Below are 18,983 nucleotides of genomic sequence, written 5' to 3' on the forward strand. Positions count from 1 at the left end.
CCTTTCAGCTCGCGACGAGCGTGTAGCCGGCCTCGGTGACCGCAGTGCGGACGTCGTCCTCGGCCACCGGCTGGTCGCTGGTGACGGTCACCTTGCCGCTGGCCAGTTCGACGTCGACCTTCTGCACGCCGCCGATCTGGCTGATCTCCTCGGTCACCGAGCTGACGCAGTGTCCACAGGTCATGCCGGTGACGGTGTAGGTGGACTCGGCCATTGGGGAACTCCTCGTGTGCTGGTGGGACTTCGGGAATCAGGAGCGGACGAGGCGGGCGATGGCGTTGCTGGCCTCGGCGATCTTCTCGTCCGCCTTGGTGCCGCCCTCGGTGATGGCCTCGCTGACGCAGTGCTTCAGGTGCTCGTCGAGCAGTCCCAGTGAGACAGCCTGGAGTGCGCGTGTTGCCGCGGAGATCTGGGTGAGCACGTCGATGCAGTAGTCGTCGTTCTCGATCATCCGCTGCAGGCCGCGCACCTGGCCCTCGATGCGCTTCAGGCGGCGCAGGTGGGCTTCCTTGTTGTCGGTGTAGCCATGCATGTACCGCTCCTGTCACTCGGTCCGTCGCGCGGCCGGTCGCAACTGACCGGGGGAACGACGGGCGCTTGCCACCTTTATACCTAAGGGGGGTATGGGTGTGCAAGGGCTTGTGGCCGTACGGGGTAGGGGTATGGTCGTGACCTGGCCCACGCATCGGGCGGCCCTGCTCGTGTTGTCGGCGCTCCCTGATCGGCGTGGCCGTGATCGAAGTCCGCCGCCGAACTCGCTACTATGCATCTTAGTAGATGATTCTGGAGGACGTCATGACTGTTCAGTCCACATCTCTCGGCCGCCGGGACCTCTTCCGGCTCGGCCTCGGCCTCGTGGTGGCCACCGGCGCCGCGGGCTGCGCGAGCGGCGGCGGTTCCTCCAGCGGTGGAACCCTCATCGGGCCCAAATCTCCGAAGGTCGAGGCCGCCGAGCGCGCCCGTCAGATCGCGGGTGCGCGCCGAACGTCGATCAAGCTCACCGCCCTCCAGACCGAGTTTGACCTGGGTGGCGTCACGGCGAATACCTGGTCGTACGGGGAGCTGCCCGGGAAGGAGATCAGGATCAGGCGCGGTGACCTGTTGAACGTCGAGCTGCGCAACCAGCTGTCGCAGCCGACGAGCATCCACTGGCACGGCGTCGCATTGCGCAACGACATGGACGGCGTGCCGGACCTCACTCAGAGCGAGATCGTGCCCGGTGGTTCCTTCACCTACGAGTTCACCGCACCGGACCCCGGAACCTACTGGTTCCACCCGCACTCGGGTGCGCAGCTCGACCGCGGCCTGTACGCGCCTCTGATCGTCGAGGACCCGGAAGACGGCGGGAACTACGACACCGAACTGGTCGTCGTGCTCGACGACTGGCTCGATGGGCTCGGCCGGACACCGGATGCCGTGTTCGAAGAACTGCGCGCCAAGGGTATGCCGAACATGGACCACGGCTCGATGCCCGGCATGCCGGCGATGCCGAAGTCCGATCTGCTCGGGGGCGACGCCGGCGACGTCATCTATCCGCACGTGCTCGCCAACGGCAAGGTATGGAAAGCACCGCAGACGTTCGCCGCCAAGCCGGGCCAGCGCATTCGGCTGCGGTTGATCAACGCGGCGGCCGACACCGCGTTCCGGGTCGGTGTGCCCGGGGTGCCGATGACCGTGACTCACGCGGACGGCTTCCCCGTGGTGCCGGTGGAGCTGGACGTCGTGCTGCTGGGCATGGGCGAGCGGCTCGACTGCGTCGTGACTGTTCCTGACCGGACGGCGCCTGTGCTCGCCCTTGCTGAAGGCCGCGGTCAGTTCGCCCAGGTCCTGCTGTCCACTGGAGTGGCGGCATCAACGGACAACGAGTCTCTCGCTGCGGAACTGGCGAAGCTGGTGGTGCCGGAGATGAACGCACTGCAGGCGACGGACAGTGTCGCCCTGCCGCTGCGCGAGCCGGATGTGACACACGATCTCGTCCTGGAAGGTCCCGGTGACAAGTATTCCTGGACGATCAACGGCAAGGTCTACGACCCGACCGAAGGACTGCCGATCCGCTCCGGGCAGGTCGTGCGGTTGCGGATGCAGAACAAGTCGCAGATGTTTCACCCGATGCACGTGCATGGCCACACGTTCCAGGTACGGGCGAACGGCAAGACCGGTCCTCGCCGGGACACCGCGATCGTGCTGCCCGGCCGGGAACTGATCGTGGACTTCGATGCCGACAATCCCGGCCAGTGGCTCACCCACTGTCACAACATCTACCACAGCGAGGCGGGAATGATGACCGTCTTGTCCTATGTGGAGTGACGGTCGCCGGCTGATGGGACAGGGCCAGGCGTCGGGCTTGCGCACCTTGCCGTCCTTGCTCATCCGGTCAGGGCCCAACGCGGCCAGGTAGTCATTCGAGACACCCCACGACTACTGCATCATCACGGACGCCAGGGCGCCGTTCTCCTGACAGGACTTGTGTTCGTATCCCAGACCCAGCGCGCGATGTTGATCGTCACGTTGTACCCGTTGACGCACAGGCTTCGAAGGGATCGCGAACCCGCACGCGTCGCGCGTGGTCATCTGCGAGGTGAACCTGATCCGCAGGTCCGGCTTGCCCAGGGCGAACCTGGTGCTTGTCGCCGACCTCACCGGACTACGAAGATTCGTAGTAGGGAGAGAGGGCGGTCACTGGAGGAGATCGTCGTCGAACATCGTCAGCACGGCCCCGGACAGGGCGCCACCGATCAGCGAAGCTGCGGCCAGCAGGTACGCCACGCGGGCCGCCGAAGGGCGGATGTCGGACGTGCCTGGGGCCTCACCCCGCACGGCCGGAACCACCCACCGCAGGTAGTAGAACAAGCTGGCGACCGTGTTGACCGCTCCGAGTACCACCAGCCAGAGCAGTCCGCCGTCGAGGGCTGCGGTGAATACGGTCAGCTTGCCGGCGAACACTGCGGCCGGCGGGGTGCCGATCAGGCCCAACAGACACACCACCAGGCTGACAGCGAGCCACGGCCGCTCACGCACCAGGCCGCGATAGTCCTCGAGCGTCACCGCTGCGGGCAGTGCGCACACGACCGCGAACGCGCCCAGGTTCGTGATCGCGTATGCGGCCAGGTACAGCAGCACGCTCGGTAGCGCCAAGTCGGCGCGCTCGGCCACCGCGACCGCCATGAGCAGGTAGCCGACCTGGCTGATCGTCGAGTAGGTGAGCAGCCGCCGAACGTTGTCCTGGAAGAACGCCGCGAGGTTGCCCAGTGTCATGGTGGCCGCGGCGATGACCGCGATCAGCAGGCTCCAGTCGATTCCGGCGTCGCGCAGAGGCATCGTCACCAGGCGGTAGGTGGTGACGAATACGGCGACCACGGGCCGGGCGCCTTCGGTCACGTCCGGTACCCAGAAGTGGGCGAGTACCGCGCCGATCTTGAACAGCAGACCGGCGAGCAACGCGATGGTCCCCACGGCCACCGCGGCCGGCGGTGCCTCGGCCAGCCGCAGGTCCATGTACCCGGTGGCCCTCCAACGCCGAACAGCAGCGTGACGCCGATGAGCGTGGTGACGCCCAGCAACGCCCCCAGCAGGTAGAACTTCAGCGACGCCTCGGTGCCCGCCGGGTCCTTCGCGAAGCTGGCCAGCGCGTACAGTGGGATGCTCGCCAGCAGATAGCCGGCAGCGAGCAGCATGAGGTCCGCCGCATCGGCCATCACCACGGTGCCCAGCGCCGCGAGCAGCACGAGCACGTGGAACTCGGTTTCCCTGTTGTTGGGGCGGGAGGCCGTGGCGCGCTGGCTCGGCGGCAGCCGCCTGCGCACGCTGGACGAAGTCTTCGCGAAGAACGGTCTGGCCGCGACCCTCGTGCTACGGCTGTTGCCGGTGATTCCGTTCGCCGCGTCGAACTTACGGTGCCGGGGTGACGGCCGTGCGGCCGGTGCTGTTCGCGCTGGGCACCGCTCTCGGGCTCGTGCCCACCACGTTGGTCGCCGCGTTGCTGGGAGATGCCGTGCTGGACTTCGGATCGCCGCGCTCGATCGCTGCTTTGGCTGCCTGGCTGGTGCTCGGCGCGACGGGTGTGTTGTGGGGAAGAAATCTTCTCCGTCGTGCTGGCGGCACCGCGTAGGTTACTATTTTCAATAGTAGATATGGCGGGGGTGTCGATGGACGGCGCTCAGGTGCGGACCTGGTCGTGGAGTTGGGCTCGCGCGCTCACCGGCGCGGCGCTGAGTGCTGCCGTCGTGGGTGTGCCGACCGATGTCATCGACAACTCGATGTTCACGCGCATGACCCCGGTCCGGTGGTGGGAACTGCCCGTGCTCGTGCTGACGGCGGTCCTCACGGCGGCGTGGGCCGGTATCCGGCCCGGTGTTCAGCAGGAGCGCGCCGGATCTGCCCGCGTTTACGGCGGCTCACTGCTCAGCGCGCTCGCGGTCGGGTGCCCCGTCTGCAACAAGATCGTCATGGCGTTGCTGGGCGTGTCCGGGGCGCTCGGCGTCTGGGCTCCGCTGCAACCGCTGCTCGCCTTGGCGTCGCTGGCCGTGCTCGCGACGGCCGTGGTCGTGCGGTGGCGGCGGCGCGAGTGCACGACCACCGCTTGTTCACCCGTAGGGGCCTAGTGGACCGGACGTACTACTCGTGATAGTAAGTCACGGGTTGTTGTCCGGCAGGAGGCTTCATGAGGGTGCCGCACCTGGTGCTGGCGGTGTGCGTGGTCGCCTTGGCGGCCTTCCTGGCGATTCAGGCCGTGTTCGTGCTGCCTTTCATGGTCCGCAACACCAACCAGGGTGCGGTCGCTGGAGCGGCAACCGGGCAGGCCACCTTCGACATCGCCAAGATCCCGCCGCTGGCCCGGGAAATGGCCCCGATCATCACGTCGTTCGTCGCCACGGACTGCCCGGAGCTCAACCCGTTGCGGGTCATCGCCGAAGTGCAGGCCGAGTCCGGCTGGCGACCGACCGCATGGAGCAACGACAGCAACGGCGGAGCGGCCGGCCTGCTCCAGATCAACCAGGCGAACTGGAAGAACCTCGGCGGACAGCCGTGGGCCAGCGTTCCCCCGCCCTCCGGAGCGGACATCTTCGATCCGGCGATCCACATGAGACTTGGGCTCAAGTTCCTGTGCAGCAACCTGCGTGGAATGACCGCGCATATCAAGCAGACGGGTAAATCACTCGAGCCGCACGACGCGATGAGCGTGTGCCACATCGCCGGGTGCGGCCGGGTGTTGTTGAGCCGCACCGGTATTCCTCAGTCGGGGGAAGCGGGGTGTGGTGATGAGTGTGTGTCCCTCATCCGCCGCTATCTCGACAACATCCGCAAGTACGAACGTGAGTGGGCCGCCGCAGAGTCCGCGCCTTCCGGTGACGGGGGGCCGGTGCCAGGAGGTGCGGATCTTGCCGGACTGCCGGCTCCCGTGCCCTATGCCGGGCCGCCGACTGGGTGTGTCGTCGACGATCCCACGACAGCGGGGTGCCTTACTGCGGCCACCGCGCATGCGCTGCAACAGCTCCGCAGCGCCTTCGGGCCGCAGATCGCCTCGGTCAGCTGCTACGGCGCGCGACCGGAGACACCGTTCAGCGACCATCCCACGGGCAAGGCATGTGACGTGTTCCCGGACCGGTTCGGCGTGTTCCCCGCCGGTGAGCGGCTCGCGGCGGGCTGGCGGATGGCCTCCTGGACGCGGGCCTACGCGGGCCCGCTGAAGATTCGCTACATCATCTGGCAGGGGCGCTACTGGGATCCGACCACCGGTGACCAGGGAGGGTGGGGCGAGAAGTACACCGGCGCAGGCGTGTACGACGTCACCAATCCCACCGGCGGTCACTACGACCACCTGCACCTCAGCTTCACCGCGTGATCGAGGAGCACCGCGATGGCATCCGGCAGTCCACGAGGCGTTCTGCTAGCCGCACTGGCTGCGGGTGGCCTGCTGCTGGTCTCCGTGTTGATCGACAAGGACACCAACGGAGAGCAGACATCGGTGGCTACGTCCGCTCCACCTTCGTCGCAAGCGCCGCGGACGACCGAGGAACCTGTCGGGCCTGCTGCTCGATCCGCGATAGGCGAAGCAGCGCCGGCGCCGCTCTCGGGCACACTGTCAGCGGCGGGCACGAACTTCGCCGATCCCCGATCCGTGGCCAAGGCCTACATCGAGGCCGCGCACTCGGCTGAGGCGGACGAGATCGGCCGTACCAACCGCCGGGTGCTGCCGTACCTTGCACCCGAGAACCCCGACAACCCGCGTGGCTCGCTGGTCGTCGAGGCGACCGGCAAGGCGGTCGTGATCAGCGTGGAGGTGGCTGTCGGCAACGAGGAGCAGTCCGCGGCGACCACGAAGGTGACGTGGCGATCAGGTGATGGCCAGCTCCGCGAAACGTTCGTCACACTGCGTCGCCAACCTGACGGACGGTGGCTCGTCATGGCCGAGATGGCGCGGCTGCAGCCAGCCGATCGGTGAGCGATCTGGTCAGGCGGGACAGGCCACGCTCACCACGGCGAACATCGCGCCCGAGGCCACCAGAACGGGGAGGGTCATGGCGGTGAAGCCCGCCAGACCGCAGGAGAACAGTTGACGCCGTCGGCTGGTGGGAGCGCGTCCGTGGGTCAATCGATCGACTCGCACGTCGATCGAGGTACCGCTCATCGCCAGGGCCGTGCCTGGCACGCCGTTTCGGGACACCTTCAGCAGGGCGTCCCGCACCGCTTCCGCGCCGCATACGCGCACTGCTGCCGAATCGGCAACCAGTTCCACCAGCTCGCGAAGTACGCCGGGGGCCAGCTTGAACAGTGGCAAGAACGGGAACGTGTTGGCCAGCGCATCAGCGATCGCGATGATCAGATGGTGCCGGCCGGTCAGGTGGGCACGTTCGTGCGCGAGCACGGCTTCCACCTGGGCGCTGGTCAGCTGTTTGGCCAGGCCTTCTGTGGCAACGACGACACCGGGCCTTCCCGCGAGGCTGAACGCCAGCGGATCGTCGTGCTCGAGCCACAGCGTCTCGCCCTCGCGACGTGCGGCGATGCGTAGCACCGCGAGGTGGTCGGCACGAGTTCGGGCACGCCGTTGTGCACTGCGCACCGAAACGACGACGAGACGAACTCCGAGCCCGAGCAACAACAGTGCGCCCAAGGCGCCAGTGGTTGCCTCGAGGTTGGGGAGGCTCCCGTGCTGAATGGACGACCAGCAGTTGTGCAGCGCGGTGAGCATCGACTGCCCGAACCCGTGGCCGGGCAGCAGGATGAGGACGACACCGACGATCGTCGTGGCTACTACGGCCGTCGCCGACGCGAGCCACGCCACCACGGCGACCAGCGGATCGCCTCCGCTGACGACACGGCGCGCAAGAAACCTCGGTACCAGCCAGCCCACCAATGCGGCGCCGAACAGCAGCGAGACCGCAACGGTCATGAGGCGGCCAACCTCTTCCTCTTGCGCAGACCCTGGCGCAGAAGGTCCGACTCCTGTTCAGTGGCCGACAGGGCGAAATGCATCAGCACGGCCTCAGGGTCGCCTGAGGAGGCGAGAACAGCCCGCACGGTTCGGGCGGCTGCCTCAGCCCGGCTCAACGCGGGCTCGTACCGGTAGGCCTTGCCTTCGAGTTCCCGTGTGACCCAGCCCTTGCGGTGCAGGTTGTCGAGCACGGTCATCACGGTGGTGTAAGCGAGCTTCTTTCCCGTTTCCAGCCGGTCGAGTACCTCGCGCACCTTGAGCGGCCGCTCCTGCCACAGGACGTCCATTACCGCGGCTTCCAACTCACCAAGTCCGTGCATCGTTCCTCCAAAGGGAGAGGATACGGCAGGGGCACCCGTCTGCCTACGATTCGCTATAGTAGTCACTGGCTGGGGTCCCCGTTCCAGCCTTCATCCTCGCCGAGGAACTCCCCCCAGACTCGGTGAGAAGAGCGTTCGGGCCGGGAGCGGGAACATCTCGTCCACTCCCGGCCCGAATGCCTCCGGCGGGGGTCAGCTCGACTTCAGCAGCCCCTGCATCTCGGTGATCTCAGCCTGCTGCGCGGTGATGATCTCCTGGGCGAGCTTCTTGCTGTCGGCGTTGCTGCCCTTCTCGAGGTGCGTCTTGGCCATGTCTATCGCACCCTGGTGGTGCTTGATCATCATTTCCATCCACGCGCGGTCGAACGCGGCGCCGTTGGCCTGCTGGAGCTTGTTCATCTCCTCGGCGGTCATCATGCCGGGCATCGAACTGCCCGTGGCACCGTGATCCATGCCGGGCATCGACGTTGATGTAGGAGCGGCACCCCACTTGGTGAGCCACTCGGTCATCTTCTTGATCTCGGGGTCCTGCGCGCCCTCGATTCGCTTGGCGATGTCGAGCACCTTCGCGTTCGTGCTCTTGCCCGGCACCATCTTGGCCATGTCCAGCGCCTGCTGGTGGTGCTGGATCATCTCCTGGGCGAACTTGACGTCGTGCTCGTTGTGGTCCGCTTGCTGGCCCGCGGCCGGGGTCGACGCGGTGGTCGAGCTGTGCTGCATGCCCGCCGTGTCGTTGCCGCTACCGCACCCGGTGACGAGTGCGACAGTCGCCACACCGGCGACACCGAGCCCGATCAGAGACTTCCTCATTGGGACTTCTTCCTTATGCGCTGGGGAAAGTGACTTGCCTCTGGGGACCGGGCTGATCACAATCTCAACACGCACAGGGAACTGAGCAAGTCGCGACCGCCTCGGGGAGGGGGTCGATCGGGAGCCCGCGGCCACGCCACCGATGCCAGGATGCGCCCGGCGATCGGGCGCTCCGCGCGCAACAACAGCCAACCGAGCAGGAGCAGCGACACGACGGCACACAGCACGGCGACGCACAGGTGCAACATCTCATGTGCGGGCTGCGGTGCCGGTTCCTCGGTAGGCGGCGCGTCGTAAGCGCCCACGGACATTGAGCCGTGTGTGGGCGACATGTCATCGCTCACAGCAACGTGGTGCATCCCGACGACACCGAGGAACAGCACGCACAGCAGGACCCAATGTATCGCCCTGTGGTGCGTGCTTTCGGTCATGCAACTACGGTACCTAGTAGGTGGCATCGCTGCTTCATACGGGTCAGGGCTTCAACTGGTTCAACAGTCGGCGCACTGTTGCGAACGTGCAGCTTCCGCGTAGGACGACCTGATCGCGTCGGGCCGAAGCCTCGGGGATCGAGGGCCACCAGCACGCTCCAGTTGACGCGCAAAGTGAAACCGGCGATCTGGCCCACGTGGATGTCATCGCCCATCGCGGGACTCCCTTCGTAGCGCCAGGCACGCTGCACACCTGTCCTTTTCCACTGTTGGCGCCTGCGTGGACGGCGGGGCAGAGCCCAAGGATTCTCCTAGGTCGGGTAGTAGGTCCCGGTTGTCGAACAACCTGGGTCCCTGCCGCCGGGCGTTGCGCGAGCCGATGCTCTAAGTCAGCCGATGAAGCGGAGGACGTCATGAAACGCCAACACCTCGGGTTGTACGCGATCGCCCTAGCGATCCTGATCGTCGGGCTGGCCTTTGCGGGAGTCCCGCTCCCAACGATGCTGGTCGGCCTGCTCGTGCTCGCCTGCCCGCTCATGATGATGTCCATGATGGGCGGCCACGGTGGGCATGGCGGCCAAGACGGATCGAACGATCAACACAACGATCAGCACAGCTCAGACCGGTCGTGATGGCTGATGCCGCGTACGGGCTGTGGCCCCTGGTCTTCCTGAACATCGTGTTGTTCGTGGTGTTCGCGATGAGGTTCTTCCAGCCGCGAACCAGGCGGGACTGATGGGCGATGGGAGCGTTCACCGCGTTCCTGATGGCGCTGTTCACCGAGATGTACGGCATCCCACTGACGATCTACCTGCTCGGATCCTGGCGCGGGTCGCGGTTCCTGCTGCTGAAGGACATCCACGCTGGTGGGCACCTGTGGAACGACCTGACCGGCTGGACCGGCGATCCGCACCTGAGCCCGTTCCACCTGGCCAGCTACGTCGCGATCGCGGGTGGCTTCTGGTTGATCTCCGCTGCGTGGGTCCGGTTGCACGAGGCGGCCAAGGAGAACCGGCTGGCCACGGCAGGGCCGTACGCGCGGGTCCGGCACCCGCAGTACGACGGGTTCCTGCTGGTGATGATCGGGTTCTTGTTGCAGTGGCCGGCCATCCCGACGTTGATCATGTTTCCGATCCTGGTCGTGGTGTACGCGCGGCTGGCGCGCAGCGAGAAACGCGAGGTGGCGCAACGGTTCGGTGAGAAGTGGACCGCTTACGCAGCGCATACGCCAGCGTTGCTGCCCCGGCTGCGTTCGACGCCGGCTCGAGTTCGGAGGTAGTGATGAGCAGGAACGCCGTGCGCGCCGGGATCCTGGCTGCCGCCGCCCTGGGTCTCTTCTACGTACTAGTCGTCGGCGGGGCCGGAGGGCTTGACCACCTGGCACAGCAGGCCGTGGACGACTGGCCGTGGCTCGTGCTGATCGTGGCTGGGTTCGGCACCCAGGTCGGCTTGTTCGTGGAGCTGCGCCGCCGTCAGCGGCTGCACACCGACGTGCGTGCCACCGCGGGCACAGGCGCGGGTGCCTCCGCGATCGGCATGGTCGCGTGCTGCGCTCACCACGTGGCCGATCTCGCGCCGATCATTGGTGCGTCTGGCGCGGCTGTGTTCCTCACCGAGTACCGAACTCCGATCATGGCGGCTGGTGTCGCCATCAACGGGCTCGGCGTGTTCCTGGCCGCTCGACGGCTGCGTCGCACACGAGTCGCGACAGGACAGTGAGACTCATGTCGCACATCAGCACCTCGTGGCGCGGTGTCGCCGTGATCGCTGTGGCCGCGCTGGTTGTAGTCGGGGCGATCGCCTGGTGGCTCTCGCGACCCGAACCGGGCCCTGCGGACCTGGGTACTCGTACGGTGCAGGCGGGTGCGGTCGAGGTGACGATGACGGCGCTCACACTGGACCGCTCCGGAGCGGCGTTCGAGCTCAAGTTCGACACCCACACTGTGGAGCTCGCTCTTGATCCGGCTGCCTCGGCCCGGTTGACCGTGAACGGCAGGCAGGTGGAGGGCGCTAGCTGGGACGGGCAGGGGCCGGGCGGGCATCACCGCGAGGGCACGTTGCGGTTCACCACGCCGGTACCTGCGGGTGCTGCGATCGAACTGCGCGTCACAGGCTTCCCCCAAGACGCGATCGGCACCTGGAGTGCGCCATGACCACAACACTTCCGACGCAGACCGACAACACACTGGTGGCGTCCGGGATCGAGAAGAGCTACCGGCACCACCGGCAGGTGTTGCGGGGTGCCGACGTCACGCTGCGCCCTGGTGAGGTGGTCGGGCTCGTGGGCGAGAACGGATCGGGCAAGTCCACCCTGATGAAGATCCTGTTCGGTGTCCTGCGACCGGACGCGGGAACCGTGTCGGTGTCCGGACGGCCTGGGTACTGCCGGCAGGAACCGGTGGTCTACGAGCGGCTCACCTGCGACGAGGACTTCGAGCTGTTCGGCCGCGCCTATCGGATGAGCAGGGAGGCGGAGCGCACGTCCCGTCGCGAGCCGTACGCAGGCCACTGGATGGTTCACTGCCACAACACCTGCCACGCCGAGGCCGGCATGGTGACGACGCTGGGCTACGAGACGTGATCGCCGCGCGTGCAGAGACGACAGGAGTGCGTCCGTGGCGCATGCTGATCGTCGTCGTGGGCTGGGGTTCGTGCTATGCGTTGATCACGTGGGGCATGCGGGATGTTCCGGTGCTGTGGTTCGCCTCCCTGCGCGCGCTGGTGGCCGGGCTGTTGCTGCTCGCCGTTCTGCTGATCGCCGGTCGGCAGGCGGACGCGACAGTGCTTCCCCGCCGAGCGAGTATCTGGGGCCTCATCGGCTTGCTGGCGCTGACGAACGTCACGCTCACCTTCGGTGCGATGTTCGCCAGCACGAGCGGCCTGACCGCCGGGGCAGCCGCGGTGCTGAGCAACTCTGCGCCGTTGCTGGTCGTGTTGCCCGCCTGGTGGTTGTACGCCGAGCGACCACGGGCGGTCGAGATCGCGGGGGTGGCGCTCGGTTTCGGCGGGCTGGTGCTGGTGGCCGCGCCGACCGGCCTCGGAGGGGGAGCCGGCCTCGCGGTGCTGGCCGCCGTCGGGATCACCGCGGGTGCGCTGCTGGCCCGCCGCCTGACCGACGTCGACCTGCTCGCCCTGGGCGTGTGGCAGTTCCTGATCGGCGGGACCGCTCTGTCCGTGGTCGCCGCGGTCACCGAAGGCCCGCCCACCACCATCACCTGGAGCGCCCGGTTCATCACGGCGCTGCTCGTGCTTTCCGCAGGCGCGACAGCACTGCCGTACGTGCTGTGGTTCGGCGAGCTGCGCCGCGCATCGCTCACCTCGGTCACCGCCTGGACGCTGCTCGTCCCCGTGGTCGGCGTCGCGTTCGGTGTTGCAATTCTCGGCGAGCGCGTCACCCTGATGGAAGGGCTTGGCGACGCGATCGTCATCGCGGCTCTCCTGTTGGTAATCCAGTCCAGTCGAGCCGCAGATCGACAGCGGCCAGGAAGGCATGATCATGAGTGATCGCACCAGCACAGCCGTGCTCGACGTCAGCGGACTGCGGTGGGCGTCCGAGCAGAACGTCGTCAACGCCAAGCTGGGCAGGCAACCCGGAGTGCTCGACGTCTCGGTCAATCCCACCGCCCAGACGGCGACAGTGGTCTTCGACCCGTCCCACACCTCCGTCGCCACGCTGCGCCAGTGGGTGATCGACTGCGGCTACCACTGCGCCGGCCAGTCGGTGCCCCATCACATCTGCGATCCCATGGAGGAGCCGGACCGGGCCGGGCACGACCATCACGATCACGCGGAGACGTTGCGGTCTCCGCACGAGGCGATGGGACACGGAGGGCACGCCGGCATGTCGATGGCGGCGATGGTCGCCGACATGCGCAACCGCTTCCTGGTCGCGCTGGTGTTCTCACTCCCGATCGTGTTGTGGTCGCCGATCGGCACCGAGGTGTTCGGCCTGCACCTGCCGACGCCGTTCGGAGTGCGGCAGGACGTGTGGGCACTCGTGCTCAGCCTGCCGGTGATCTTCTACTCGTGCTGGATCTTCTTCGACGGAGCGGTCCGGGCACTGCGCGCCAGGACGCTGGACATGATGGTGCTCGTCGCGGTCGCCGTCGGATCGGGATGGCTGTACTCCCTGGTCATCACGCTGACCGGCGGTGGTGAGGTGTTCTACGAGGCAGCGACCGTGCTGGCGGCGTTCGTGTTGCTGGGGCACTGGTTCGAGATGCGGGCCCGCGGTGGCGCCAACGACGCGATCCGCACGCTGCTCGACCTCGCGCCGCCCAAGGCCGTCGTGATCCGCGACGGTGAACCGGTCGAGGTGAGCACCGCCGAGGTCGTCGTCGGAGACCTGCTGCTCGTCCGGCCCGGCGCGAAGATCGCCGTCGACGGCCTGGTCGAGGAGGGCGAGTCGGAGGTTGACGAGTCGATGGTGACGGGCGAGAGCCTGCCGGTGCACAAGGCTTCCGGCTCCGTGGTCGTCGGCGCCACCATCAATACCAACGGAACCCTGCGCGTCCGGGCGACCAAGGTCGGCTCTGACACCGCGCTGGCGCAGATCGTCAAGCTCGTGCAGGAGGCGCAGAACTCCAAGGCTCCCGGCCAGCGGCTCGCTGATCGCGCCGCGTTCTGGTTGGTGTTGGTGGCCCTCATCGGCGGTGGCGCCACCCTCGCCGCGTGGTTGCTGACCGGGAGCACGTTCGCCACCGCGATGCTGTTCGCGATCACGGTCGTGGTGATCACTTGCCCGGACGCGCTCGGTCTGGCCACGCCGACGGCGATCATGGTCGGTACGGGCATGGGTGCGAAACGCGGTGTGCTGTTCAAGAACGCCATGGCATTGGAGACCTCCGCGCGCATCCAGGTCGTCGTGATGGACAAGACCGGAACCCTCACCAAGGGAGAGCCCGAGATCACCGACGTGATCATCGACGGCATGCCGCAGGACGAGCTGCTGCGGCTGGTGGCCGCTGTGGAACGCGAGTCCGAACACCCGCTCGCCGAGGCCGTCGTCCGTCATGCCGACGCACTCGGCGTTGCTGCCGCCCGCGCGGAGCGGTTCGAGAACGTGCCGGGACACGGTGCGATCGCGCATGTGGACGGTCGTCGTGTGGTGGTCGGGAACCGGCGCCTGCTCGAGAGGGAGAACGTCGATCTGGGTACGTTGGCGGCGCGTCGTGACGAGCTGGCGGCCACCGGCCGCACCGCGGTGCTGGTGTCGGTGGACGGCGTGGTGGCAGGCGTGATCGGTATCGCCGACGCGCCGAGGGACACCTCGGTCGCGGCCGTTGCGGCGCTGCACGACCTGGGCGTCGAGGTGGTCATGCTGACCGGGGACAACCAGGCCACCGCCGCACGGATCGCCGCACAGCTGGGCATCGACACCGTGATCGCCGAGGTGCTGCCCGGCGACAAGGCGGCCAAGATCGCTGAACTGCAGCGTGGCGGCCGGAAGGTCGCCATGGTCGGCGACGGCGTCAACGACGCGCCGGCACTGGCTCAGGCGGACCTCGGCATCGCCATCGGCGCGGGTACCGACGTGGCGATCGAGACCGCCGACGTCGTGCTGATGCGCTCCGACCCGCTCGACGTCCCGATCGCGCTGCGCATTGGCCGCGGTACCTTGCGCAAGATGCGCCAGAACCTCGGCTGGGCCATTGGTTACAACGCCATCGCGCTGCCGATCGCCGCGGGCGTGTTCGAGCCCGCCTTCGGCCTCATGCTGCGTCCGGAGATCGCCGCGCTGTCGATGTCTGGCTCCAGCTTGATCGTCGCGATGAACGCCTTGGCGCTCAAGCGGTTGCGCCTGCCCACGGCGGAGATCCCGGAATCTGTTGCACCGCCTGCACAAGCGGCCGCGCCCAGCACGGTCGTTTCCAGCACATAGCAAGGGGAATCACGGAATGTGAGTATGCCGAGCCACGACGTCGCGGTACGTCAGCTCCGCTGGTCCGAATGGAGAGTGCACAATGATGTTCTGGTATGGCAACGGAATGAGCGGTTGGGGATATGTCCTCATGACCGTGAGCATGGTCCTGTTCTGGGCGTTGGTGATCGGCGGAGTGGTAGCAGTGGTCCGCTACCTCGGCCGCGAAACGCGGTCGAGCTTCACCTCACCGCAGCGCACGCCGGAGCAGATCCTGGCCGAGCGGTTCGCCCGTGGGGACGTCGATGAAGAGGAGTACCGGCGGCGACTGGCAGTGCTGCGCGAGCACTCGGCCTGACGTACTGCCAAGAGGACGGTCAGAACAGCGCTTGGTCGTTCACAGGCGGAGTAGCCGCTCCACGTTGCCGCGCGCGATCTGCTCCCGGTCCTCCTGGTTGATCGGCGCGTTGTCGAGCAGCACTCGGGCGGGTTCGTTCAGCGTGTAGGGGTAGTCGACGGAGAAGATGATCCGGTCCGTGCCCAGCACCGCAAGCGCGCACTGCGGCGGTGGGAACGTCGTGTAGCCGCTCGTGGTGATCCAGATGTTGGTGCGGAAGTAGTCCGCCACGGGTTGCCGCAGTTCGGTGCTGATCGGCGTGAGCGCGGTGTCGATCCGGGCCAACGCGAACGGGATCATCTCGCCCATGTGGCCGATGACCACTTGCAGTGCCGGAAACTCGTCGAAGATCCCGGCGACGATGAGCCGCAGGACGTGCAACGCGGTCTCGGAGTGCAAGCCCCACGCCGCGGTGGCCAGATGATCTGCCGTGGTTTGCGGTAGACCGCCGAAGTGCACGCCAGCGACCGCTGCGGGGGGAGCGGCCGGGTACATCGGCGCGCCGAGCTGCTCGGCTTGGCGCAGCACCGGTCGGAAGCGGAGATCGTCCAGGAACCGGCCGTCGACAAGGCCGTTGACGAGCGCTCCCTTGAACCCGAGTTCGTCGACCGCACGCCGCAGTTCAACCGCCGCCGCTTCGGGTTCGCGCATCGGTAACGCGGCGAACCCGGCGAATCGGTGCGGGTGAGCAGCGACGATGCTGGCCAAAGCGTCGTTGGCCTCTGTTGCGCGTTGGATCGCTCCCGTCCCAACGAGACGCTCGGCGCCAGGCACAGTGTGCGAGAGGACCTGGACGTCGATCCCTGCCGCGTCCATGTGCGCGGCTTTCCTGCCCCGGCGTCCTCCAGCTGTTCCTGGACGTGGGCGAGCTGCGGGTGACGGCGAAGCGAGACCAGGGCATCGGCGCTCTGCACGGCCGGGTGGGAGAAGTGTTCCTCGATGGCGATGACGCGCACGGTCGGCGTCCCCTCAACATGGTCTTGACACCCCTAGGGGGTATGGGCGTAACTTCGCCACAGCATACCCTGGCAGGGTATGCATGCTGAGAGCAGAGGCAAGGGAGCGGATCATGAATCACGCTGGTGCGCAATCGAATCTGACGAAGCTCGCCATCTCCGCGACGCTGCACTGCCTCACCGGCTGTGCGATCGGTGAGGTGCTCGGCATGGTCATCGGCACCGCGCTGGGATGGTCGAACCTGTCGACCATCGCCCTCGCCGTCGCCCTTGCGTTCGTGTTCGGCTACGCACTCACCATCCGGCCCGTGCTGAAGTCCGGGTTGCCTCTCCGTGCCGCCATCGGCGTGGCGCTCGCGGCGGACACCGTTTCGATCGCTGTGATGGAGATCGTCGACAACGGGGTCATGCTGGCTGTGCCGGGCGCGATGGAAGCGGGCCTCGGCAGCTGGTTGTTCTGGGTGAGCCTCGCGTTCGCGCTGGCAGTGGCGTTCGTGATCACGGTTCCGGTCAACCGCTGGCTGATCTCGCGCGGCAAGGGGCACGCGGTGGTGCACCAGTACCACGGTGGCGGCCACGAAGGTCATCACCACCACTGAGTGAACCGTGGCCGCGAGAGACTCGCGGCCACGGTCCGTCAAGATCTTCCGTTTCGCAGGGGTAGCTGCATTACGCGATCAGGGCAGAAGTCTGACTGGTCGATACCTCCTACCGGTATGGAGTACGTGAAATGTCCAGTGTGGACAAGTCCGCCCGGCGCAGGTGGTGGGCACTCGCCCTCATCGCCGCGGCACAGTTCATGGTCATCATGGACACCTCGATCATCGGGGTGGCCCTGCCGAGGATCCAGGCGGATCTCGGCTTCTCCCAGGAGAACCTGTCCTGGGTCTTCAACGCCTACGTCGTCGCCTTCGGCGGACTGCTCCTGCTCGGCGGCAAGCTGTCCGACCTGCTCGGCGCCCGCCGCATGTTCGCCACCGGCTGGCTCGTGCTCCTCGTGGGTTCCGTCGTCGCCGGCGCCGCGGGCGAGATCTGGGTCGAGCTGCTCGGTCGCGCGGTGCAGGGTGCCGGAGCCGCGCTCATCGCCCCCTCGGCCCTGACCTTGCTGATGATGCTGTTCGGCAGCGAACCCGCCCAGCTCGCCGTCTACGGGGCCGCCGCTCCGGCCGGTGGTACCGCCGGCGTCTTCCTCGGCGGCGTGATCACCGAGTACCTGAGCTGGCCGTGGGTCTTCTACATCAACGTGCCGATCGCGGTGATCGCACTGATCGCCATCCCGGCCCTGATGCCCGCAGGTGCCGCCCAGCGCGGCTCCACCGACCTGCTCGGCGCGATCACCGTGACGGCCGGTCTGGCGGTAGCGGTCTACGCCATCGTGCGCGCTCCCGAAGCTGGTTGGACCTCAGCCGAGACGATCGTCGGCTTGATCGTCGCCGTGGTGCTGCTGGGCTCGTTCCTGCTGATCCAGGCCAAGCGGAAGGCTCCGCTGGTGCGGCTGGGCATCTTCGGCACGCCCCAGCTCGGTGCGGCGAACATCGCCCAGCTGCTGCTCGGTGGCGCGTGGATCCCGATGTGGTTCTTCCTGAACCTCTACCTGCAGCAGGTGCTGGGCCTCGGTGCCTTCGCCAGCGGCTCAGCGCTGCTGCCGATGACCACCGCGATCATGGTGCTGATGGTGGTCGTCGCACCTCGGCTCACCGCGCGGTTCGGCGTCAAGCCGATGGTGGTCACCGGTCTGGTCGTGCTCGCGGCTGGTCTGGGCTGGCTCGCGCTGGTGCGCCCGGACGGCAACTACTGGGTGGACGTGCTGCCCGCCTCGCTGGTGGCGGCCACCGGCATGGCGCTGGCGTTCATCCCGTCGCTGGGCACGGCCATCTCGAGCGCACGCCCGGAAGAGGGCGGCCTCGCGTCGGGCATCGTCAACACCAGCTACCAGATCGGGTCCGCACTCGGCCTGGCCGCGATGACCGCCCTCGCCGCCTCGTACGGCGCCGGTCAGCTCGGTGACGTCAACGCGCTGACCACCGGTGTGTCCGCCGCGTTCATCGGTGCCGCCGGCATCGCGATCGTTGGCGCGCTCATCGCGGCCGGGACGTTGCGCGGCAGCCGTGCGACTGCCCCGGACGCCGAGCGCGAGCCGACCAACGTCTGAGTCACCCACCTCAGTTGCCGCCCGCCTCACCACGGCGGGCGGCAACCCTCCCGCTTCAGGAGCTCCACATGCGACGCATCCCCGCACTCGACCCAGCGGACGCCCCTGAGAAGTCTCGCGAACTGCTCACCGACATCATCACGCGACATGATTCGGTCGGCGACATGGTGAGCAGCATGGCCCACTCACCCGCACTGCTACAGGGCTACCTGGACTTCTCGCGAGCTCTCAAACGTGTCAAGCTGCCGCGCGCCCTCAGCGAGAAGATCTCCCTTGCCGCGCAGGAGTGGATCGGTTGCGGCACCTGCTTGGCCGCGCACACCGAGGCTGCCCGTGCGAACGGGGTCAGCGACAGCGACATCGCCCTCGCGCGCCAGGGAACGGCCGTCGATCCGCGGGAGGCGGCACTGATCGCCTTCGCGGTGCGCGTTCTCGCCGAGCCATCCGGAATCTCAGACGACGACGTCGCGGAGCTTCGGGCACACGGCTGGAGCGACCGCGTCATCGCGGAGGTGGTCGGCGTGGTGACCCTCAACCTGCTCACTGGTGCCTTCAACCTCGTCGCAGGTATCGAGCCTGCAGACACCGCGTTGCAAGCGAGACGTGAAGCTTTGCCCCTGTGAAC

General features: G+C 67.2%; 25 protein-coding genes. 16 read left to right on the forward strand and 9 right to left on the reverse strand.

Annotation, left to right across the window (positions count from 1 at the left end; genetic code table 11):
* Positions 1-4: 4 nt before the first annotated feature.
* Positions 5-214: a heavy-metal-associated domain-containing protein gene (locus SK854_RS13890; RefSeq protein WP_090063761.1), complete on the reverse strand. Its 210-nt coding sequence runs from the start codon at positions 212-214 to the stop codon at positions 5-7.
* Positions 215-250: 36 nt separating this feature from the next.
* On the reverse strand, positions 251-532 hold the full coding sequence (locus SK854_RS13895) for a metal-sensitive transcriptional regulator (RefSeq protein ID WP_090063762.1): 282 nt from the start codon (positions 530-532) through the stop codon (positions 251-253).
* Positions 533-795: 263 nt separating this feature from the next.
* Between SK854_RS13895 and SK854_RS13900 the strand changes: the two genes are divergently transcribed.
* Entirely contained in the window at positions 796-2,307 is a 1,512-nt protein-coding gene (locus SK854_RS13900) for a multicopper oxidase family protein (protein WP_319975486.1), read from the forward strand.
* A gap of 369 nt (positions 2,308-2,676) precedes the next feature.
* On the opposite strand, the gene SK854_RS13905 is transcribed toward SK854_RS13900, so the two are convergent.
* Complete coding sequence (locus SK854_RS13905) at positions 2,677-3,489, reverse strand: NADH-quinone oxidoreductase subunit N (RefSeq protein WP_319975611.1); 813 nt, start codon at positions 3,487-3,489, stop codon at positions 2,677-2,679.
* Positions 3,375-3,803, reverse strand: coding sequence for a hypothetical protein (locus SK854_RS13910; protein ID WP_319975487.1), 429 nt, complete (start codon positions 3,801-3,803; stop codon positions 3,375-3,377). Before SK854_RS13910 ends, SK854_RS13905 begins: the two co-directional genes overlap by 115 nt.
* A 98-nt stretch (positions 3,804-3,901) precedes the next feature.
* On the opposite strand from SK854_RS13910, the gene SK854_RS13915 reads away from it, so the two are divergent.
* From SK854_RS13915 to SK854_RS13930, 4 genes are all read left to right on the forward strand, one after another.
* The gene (locus SK854_RS13915; RefSeq protein ID WP_319975488.1) at positions 3,902-4,108 is read left to right on the forward strand and encodes a hypothetical protein; all 207 of its coding nucleotides are present in this window, start codon (positions 3,902-3,904) and stop codon (positions 4,106-4,108) included.
* Between the two features lie 22 nt (positions 4,109-4,130).
* On the forward strand, positions 4,131-4,601 hold the full coding sequence (locus tag SK854_RS13920) for a hypothetical protein (protein ID WP_319975489.1): 471 nt from the start codon (positions 4,131-4,133) through the stop codon (positions 4,599-4,601).
* A 65-nt stretch (positions 4,602-4,666) separates the two neighbouring features.
* Positions 4,667-5,842, forward strand: a complete 1,176-nt coding sequence (locus tag SK854_RS13925; RefSeq protein ID WP_319975490.1) for a lytic transglycosylase domain-containing protein — start codon at positions 4,667-4,669, stop codon at positions 5,840-5,842.
* Between the two features lie 15 nt (positions 5,843-5,857).
* On the forward strand, positions 5,858-6,442 hold the full coding sequence (locus tag SK854_RS13930) for a hypothetical protein (RefSeq protein WP_319975491.1): 585 nt from the start codon (positions 5,858-5,860) through the stop codon (positions 6,440-6,442).
* 9 nt (positions 6,443-6,451) lie between these two features.
* Here the strand turns inward: SK854_RS13930 and SK854_RS13935 are convergent, their stop codons facing one another.
* The 4 genes from SK854_RS13935 to SK854_RS13950 all read right to left on the reverse strand — a co-directional run bounded on the left by SK854_RS13935 (position 6,452) and on the right by SK854_RS13950 (position 8,993).
* On the reverse strand, positions 6,452-7,282 hold the full coding sequence (locus SK854_RS13935; RefSeq protein ID WP_319975492.1) for a M56 family metallopeptidase: 831 nt from the start codon (positions 7,280-7,282) through the stop codon (positions 6,452-6,454).
* A gap of 104 nt (positions 7,283-7,386) precedes the next feature.
* Entirely contained in the window at positions 7,387-7,752 is a 366-nt protein-coding gene (locus SK854_RS13940; RefSeq protein ID WP_319975493.1) for a BlaI/MecI/CopY family transcriptional regulator, read from the reverse strand.
* A gap of 192 nt (positions 7,753-7,944) precedes the next feature.
* Positions 7,945-8,562 (reverse strand): DUF305 domain-containing protein, encoded by a 618-nt coding sequence (locus tag SK854_RS13945; protein WP_319975494.1) that lies wholly within the window; start codon positions 8,560-8,562, stop codon positions 7,945-7,947.
* Positions 8,563-8,618: 56 nt separating this feature from the next.
* Positions 8,619-8,993 carry a hypothetical protein gene (locus SK854_RS13950; protein ID WP_090011878.1) on the reverse strand — a complete coding sequence of 125 codons (375 nt, stop codon included), beginning with the start codon at positions 8,991-8,993 and terminating at the stop codon, positions 8,619-8,621.
* 413 nt (positions 8,994-9,406) lie between these two features.
* Here SK854_RS13950 and SK854_RS13955 point away from each other — a divergent pair, with 413 nt between their 5' ends.
* The 8 genes from SK854_RS13955 to SK854_RS13990 all read left to right on the forward strand — a co-directional run bounded on the left by SK854_RS13955 (position 9,407) and on the right by SK854_RS13990 (position 15,211).
* The gene (locus SK854_RS13955; RefSeq protein WP_319975495.1) at positions 9,407-9,625 is read left to right on the forward strand and encodes a DUF2933 domain-containing protein; all 219 of its coding nucleotides are present in this window, start codon (positions 9,407-9,409) and stop codon (positions 9,623-9,625) included.
* Positions 9,626-9,735: 110 nt separating this feature from the next.
* A complete protein-coding gene (locus SK854_RS13960) occupies positions 9,736-10,272 on the forward strand; it encodes a methyltransferase family protein (RefSeq protein WP_319975496.1) in 537 nt (178 codons plus the stop codon).
* Positions 10,273-10,274: 2 nt separating this feature from the next.
* Complete coding sequence (locus SK854_RS13965; protein ID WP_319975497.1) at positions 10,275-10,712, forward strand: hypothetical protein; 438 nt, start codon at positions 10,275-10,277, stop codon at positions 10,710-10,712.
* Between the two features lie 5 nt (positions 10,713-10,717).
* Complete coding sequence (locus tag SK854_RS13970; protein WP_319975498.1) at positions 10,718-11,146, forward strand: hypothetical protein; 429 nt, start codon at positions 10,718-10,720, stop codon at positions 11,144-11,146.
* On the forward strand, positions 11,143-11,574 hold the full coding sequence (locus SK854_RS13975; RefSeq protein ID WP_319975499.1) for an ATP-binding cassette domain-containing protein: 432 nt from the start codon (positions 11,143-11,145) through the stop codon (positions 11,572-11,574). Before SK854_RS13970 ends, SK854_RS13975 begins: the two co-directional genes overlap by 4 nt.
* 41 nt (positions 11,575-11,615) lie before the next feature.
* Positions 11,616-12,497, forward strand: coding sequence for a DMT family transporter (locus SK854_RS13980; protein WP_319975500.1), 882 nt, complete (start codon positions 11,616-11,618; stop codon positions 12,495-12,497).
* Positions 12,490-14,874 carry a heavy metal translocating P-type ATPase gene (locus SK854_RS13985; RefSeq protein ID WP_319975501.1) on the forward strand — a complete coding sequence of 795 codons (2,385 nt, stop codon included), beginning with the start codon at positions 12,490-12,492 and terminating at the stop codon, positions 14,872-14,874. Before SK854_RS13980 ends, SK854_RS13985 begins: the two co-directional genes overlap by 8 nt.
* Before the next feature lie 130 nt (positions 14,875-15,004).
* Complete coding sequence (locus tag SK854_RS13990) at positions 15,005-15,211, forward strand: SHOCT domain-containing protein (protein WP_319975502.1); 207 nt, start codon at positions 15,005-15,007, stop codon at positions 15,209-15,211.
* A gap of 39 nt (positions 15,212-15,250) precedes the next feature.
* On the opposite strand, the gene SK854_RS13995 is transcribed toward SK854_RS13990, so the two are convergent.
* Entirely contained in the window at positions 15,251-16,066 is an 816-nt protein-coding gene (locus SK854_RS13995) for an amidohydrolase family protein (protein WP_319975503.1), read from the reverse strand.
* A 253-nt stretch (positions 16,067-16,319) separates the two neighbouring features.
* Here SK854_RS13995 and SK854_RS14000 point away from each other — a divergent pair, with 253 nt between their 5' ends.
* From SK854_RS14000 to SK854_RS14010, 3 genes are all read left to right on the forward strand, one after another.
* Entirely contained in the window at positions 16,320-16,805 is a 486-nt protein-coding gene (locus SK854_RS14000; protein ID WP_319975504.1) for a DUF4396 domain-containing protein, read from the forward strand.
* Between the two features lie 131 nt (positions 16,806-16,936).
* Entirely contained in the window at positions 16,937-18,358 is a 1,422-nt protein-coding gene (locus tag SK854_RS14005) for an MFS transporter (RefSeq protein WP_319975505.1), read from the forward strand.
* Between the two features lie 68 nt (positions 18,359-18,426).
* Complete coding sequence (locus tag SK854_RS14010; protein WP_319975506.1) at positions 18,427-18,981, forward strand: carboxymuconolactone decarboxylase family protein; 555 nt, start codon at positions 18,427-18,429, stop codon at positions 18,979-18,981.
* Positions 18,982-18,983: the final 2 nt, after the last annotated feature.

It is taken from the genome of Lentzea sokolovensis (genome assembly GCF_033949975.1).
In the GTDB taxonomy this organism is placed as follows: Bacteria; Actinomycetota; Actinomycetes; order Mycobacteriales; family Pseudonocardiaceae; genus Lentzea; species Lentzea sokolovensis.

Bases quoted from the DNA above. Each gene is read 5' to 3' on its own strand.
- SK854_RS13945 (WP_319975494.1), bottom strand. From the start codon at position 8,562: ATGAGGAAGTCTCTGATCGGGCTCGGTGTCGCCGGTGTGGCGACTGTC.
- SK854_RS13920 (WP_319975489.1), top strand. From the start codon at position 4,131: ATGGCGGGGGTGTCGATGGACGGCGCTCAGGTGCGGACCTGGTCGTGG.
- SK854_RS13960 (WP_319975496.1), top strand. From the start codon at position 9,736: ATGGGAGCGTTCACCGCGTTCCTGATGGCGCTGTTCACCGAGATGTAC.
- SK854_RS14010 (WP_319975506.1), top strand. From the start codon at position 18,427: ATGCGACGCATCCCCGCACTCGACCCAGCGGACGCCCCTGAGAAGTCT.
- SK854_RS13970 (WP_319975498.1), top strand. From the start codon at position 10,718: ATGTCGCACATCAGCACCTCGTGGCGCGGTGTCGCCGTGATCGCTGTG.
- SK854_RS13975 (WP_319975499.1), top strand. From the start codon at position 11,143: ATGACCACAACACTTCCGACGCAGACCGACAACACACTGGTGGCGTCC.
- SK854_RS13900 (WP_319975486.1), top strand. From the start codon at position 796: ATGACTGTTCAGTCCACATCTCTCGGCCGCCGGGACCTCTTCCGGCTC.
- SK854_RS13950 (WP_090011878.1), bottom strand. From the start codon at position 8,993: ATGACCGAAAGCACGCACCACAGGGCGATACATTGGGTCCTGCTGTGC.
- SK854_RS13895 (WP_090063762.1), bottom strand. From the start codon at position 532: ATGCATGGCTACACCGACAACAAGGAAGCCCACCTGCGCCGCCTGAAG.
- SK854_RS13940 (WP_319975493.1), bottom strand. From the start codon at position 7,752: ATGCACGGACTTGGTGAGTTGGAAGCCGCGGTAATGGACGTCCTGTGG.
- SK854_RS13955 (WP_319975495.1), top strand. From the start codon at position 9,407: ATGAAACGCCAACACCTCGGGTTGTACGCGATCGCCCTAGCGATCCTG.
- SK854_RS13990 (WP_319975502.1), top strand. From the start codon at position 15,005: ATGACCGTGAGCATGGTCCTGTTCTGGGCGTTGGTGATCGGCGGAGTG.
- SK854_RS13965 (WP_319975497.1), top strand. From the start codon at position 10,275: ATGAGCAGGAACGCCGTGCGCGCCGGGATCCTGGCTGCCGCCGCCCTG.
- SK854_RS14000 (WP_319975504.1), top strand. From the start codon at position 16,320: ATGAATCACGCTGGTGCGCAATCGAATCTGACGAAGCTCGCCATCTCC.
- SK854_RS13890 (WP_090063761.1), bottom strand. From the start codon at position 214: ATGGCCGAGTCCACCTACACCGTCACCGGCATGACCTGTGGACACTGC.
- SK854_RS14005 (WP_319975505.1), top strand. From the start codon at position 16,937: ATGTCCAGTGTGGACAAGTCCGCCCGGCGCAGGTGGTGGGCACTCGCC.
- SK854_RS13930 (WP_319975491.1), top strand. From the start codon at position 5,858: ATGGCATCCGGCAGTCCACGAGGCGTTCTGCTAGCCGCACTGGCTGCG.
- SK854_RS13995 (WP_319975503.1), bottom strand. From the start codon at position 16,066: ATGGACGCGGCAGGGATCGACGTCCAGGTCCTCTCGCACACTGTGCCT.
- SK854_RS13980 (WP_319975500.1), top strand. From the start codon at position 11,616: ATGCTGATCGTCGTCGTGGGCTGGGGTTCGTGCTATGCGTTGATCACG.
- SK854_RS13985 (WP_319975501.1), top strand. From the start codon at position 12,490: ATGAGTGATCGCACCAGCACAGCCGTGCTCGACGTCAGCGGACTGCGG.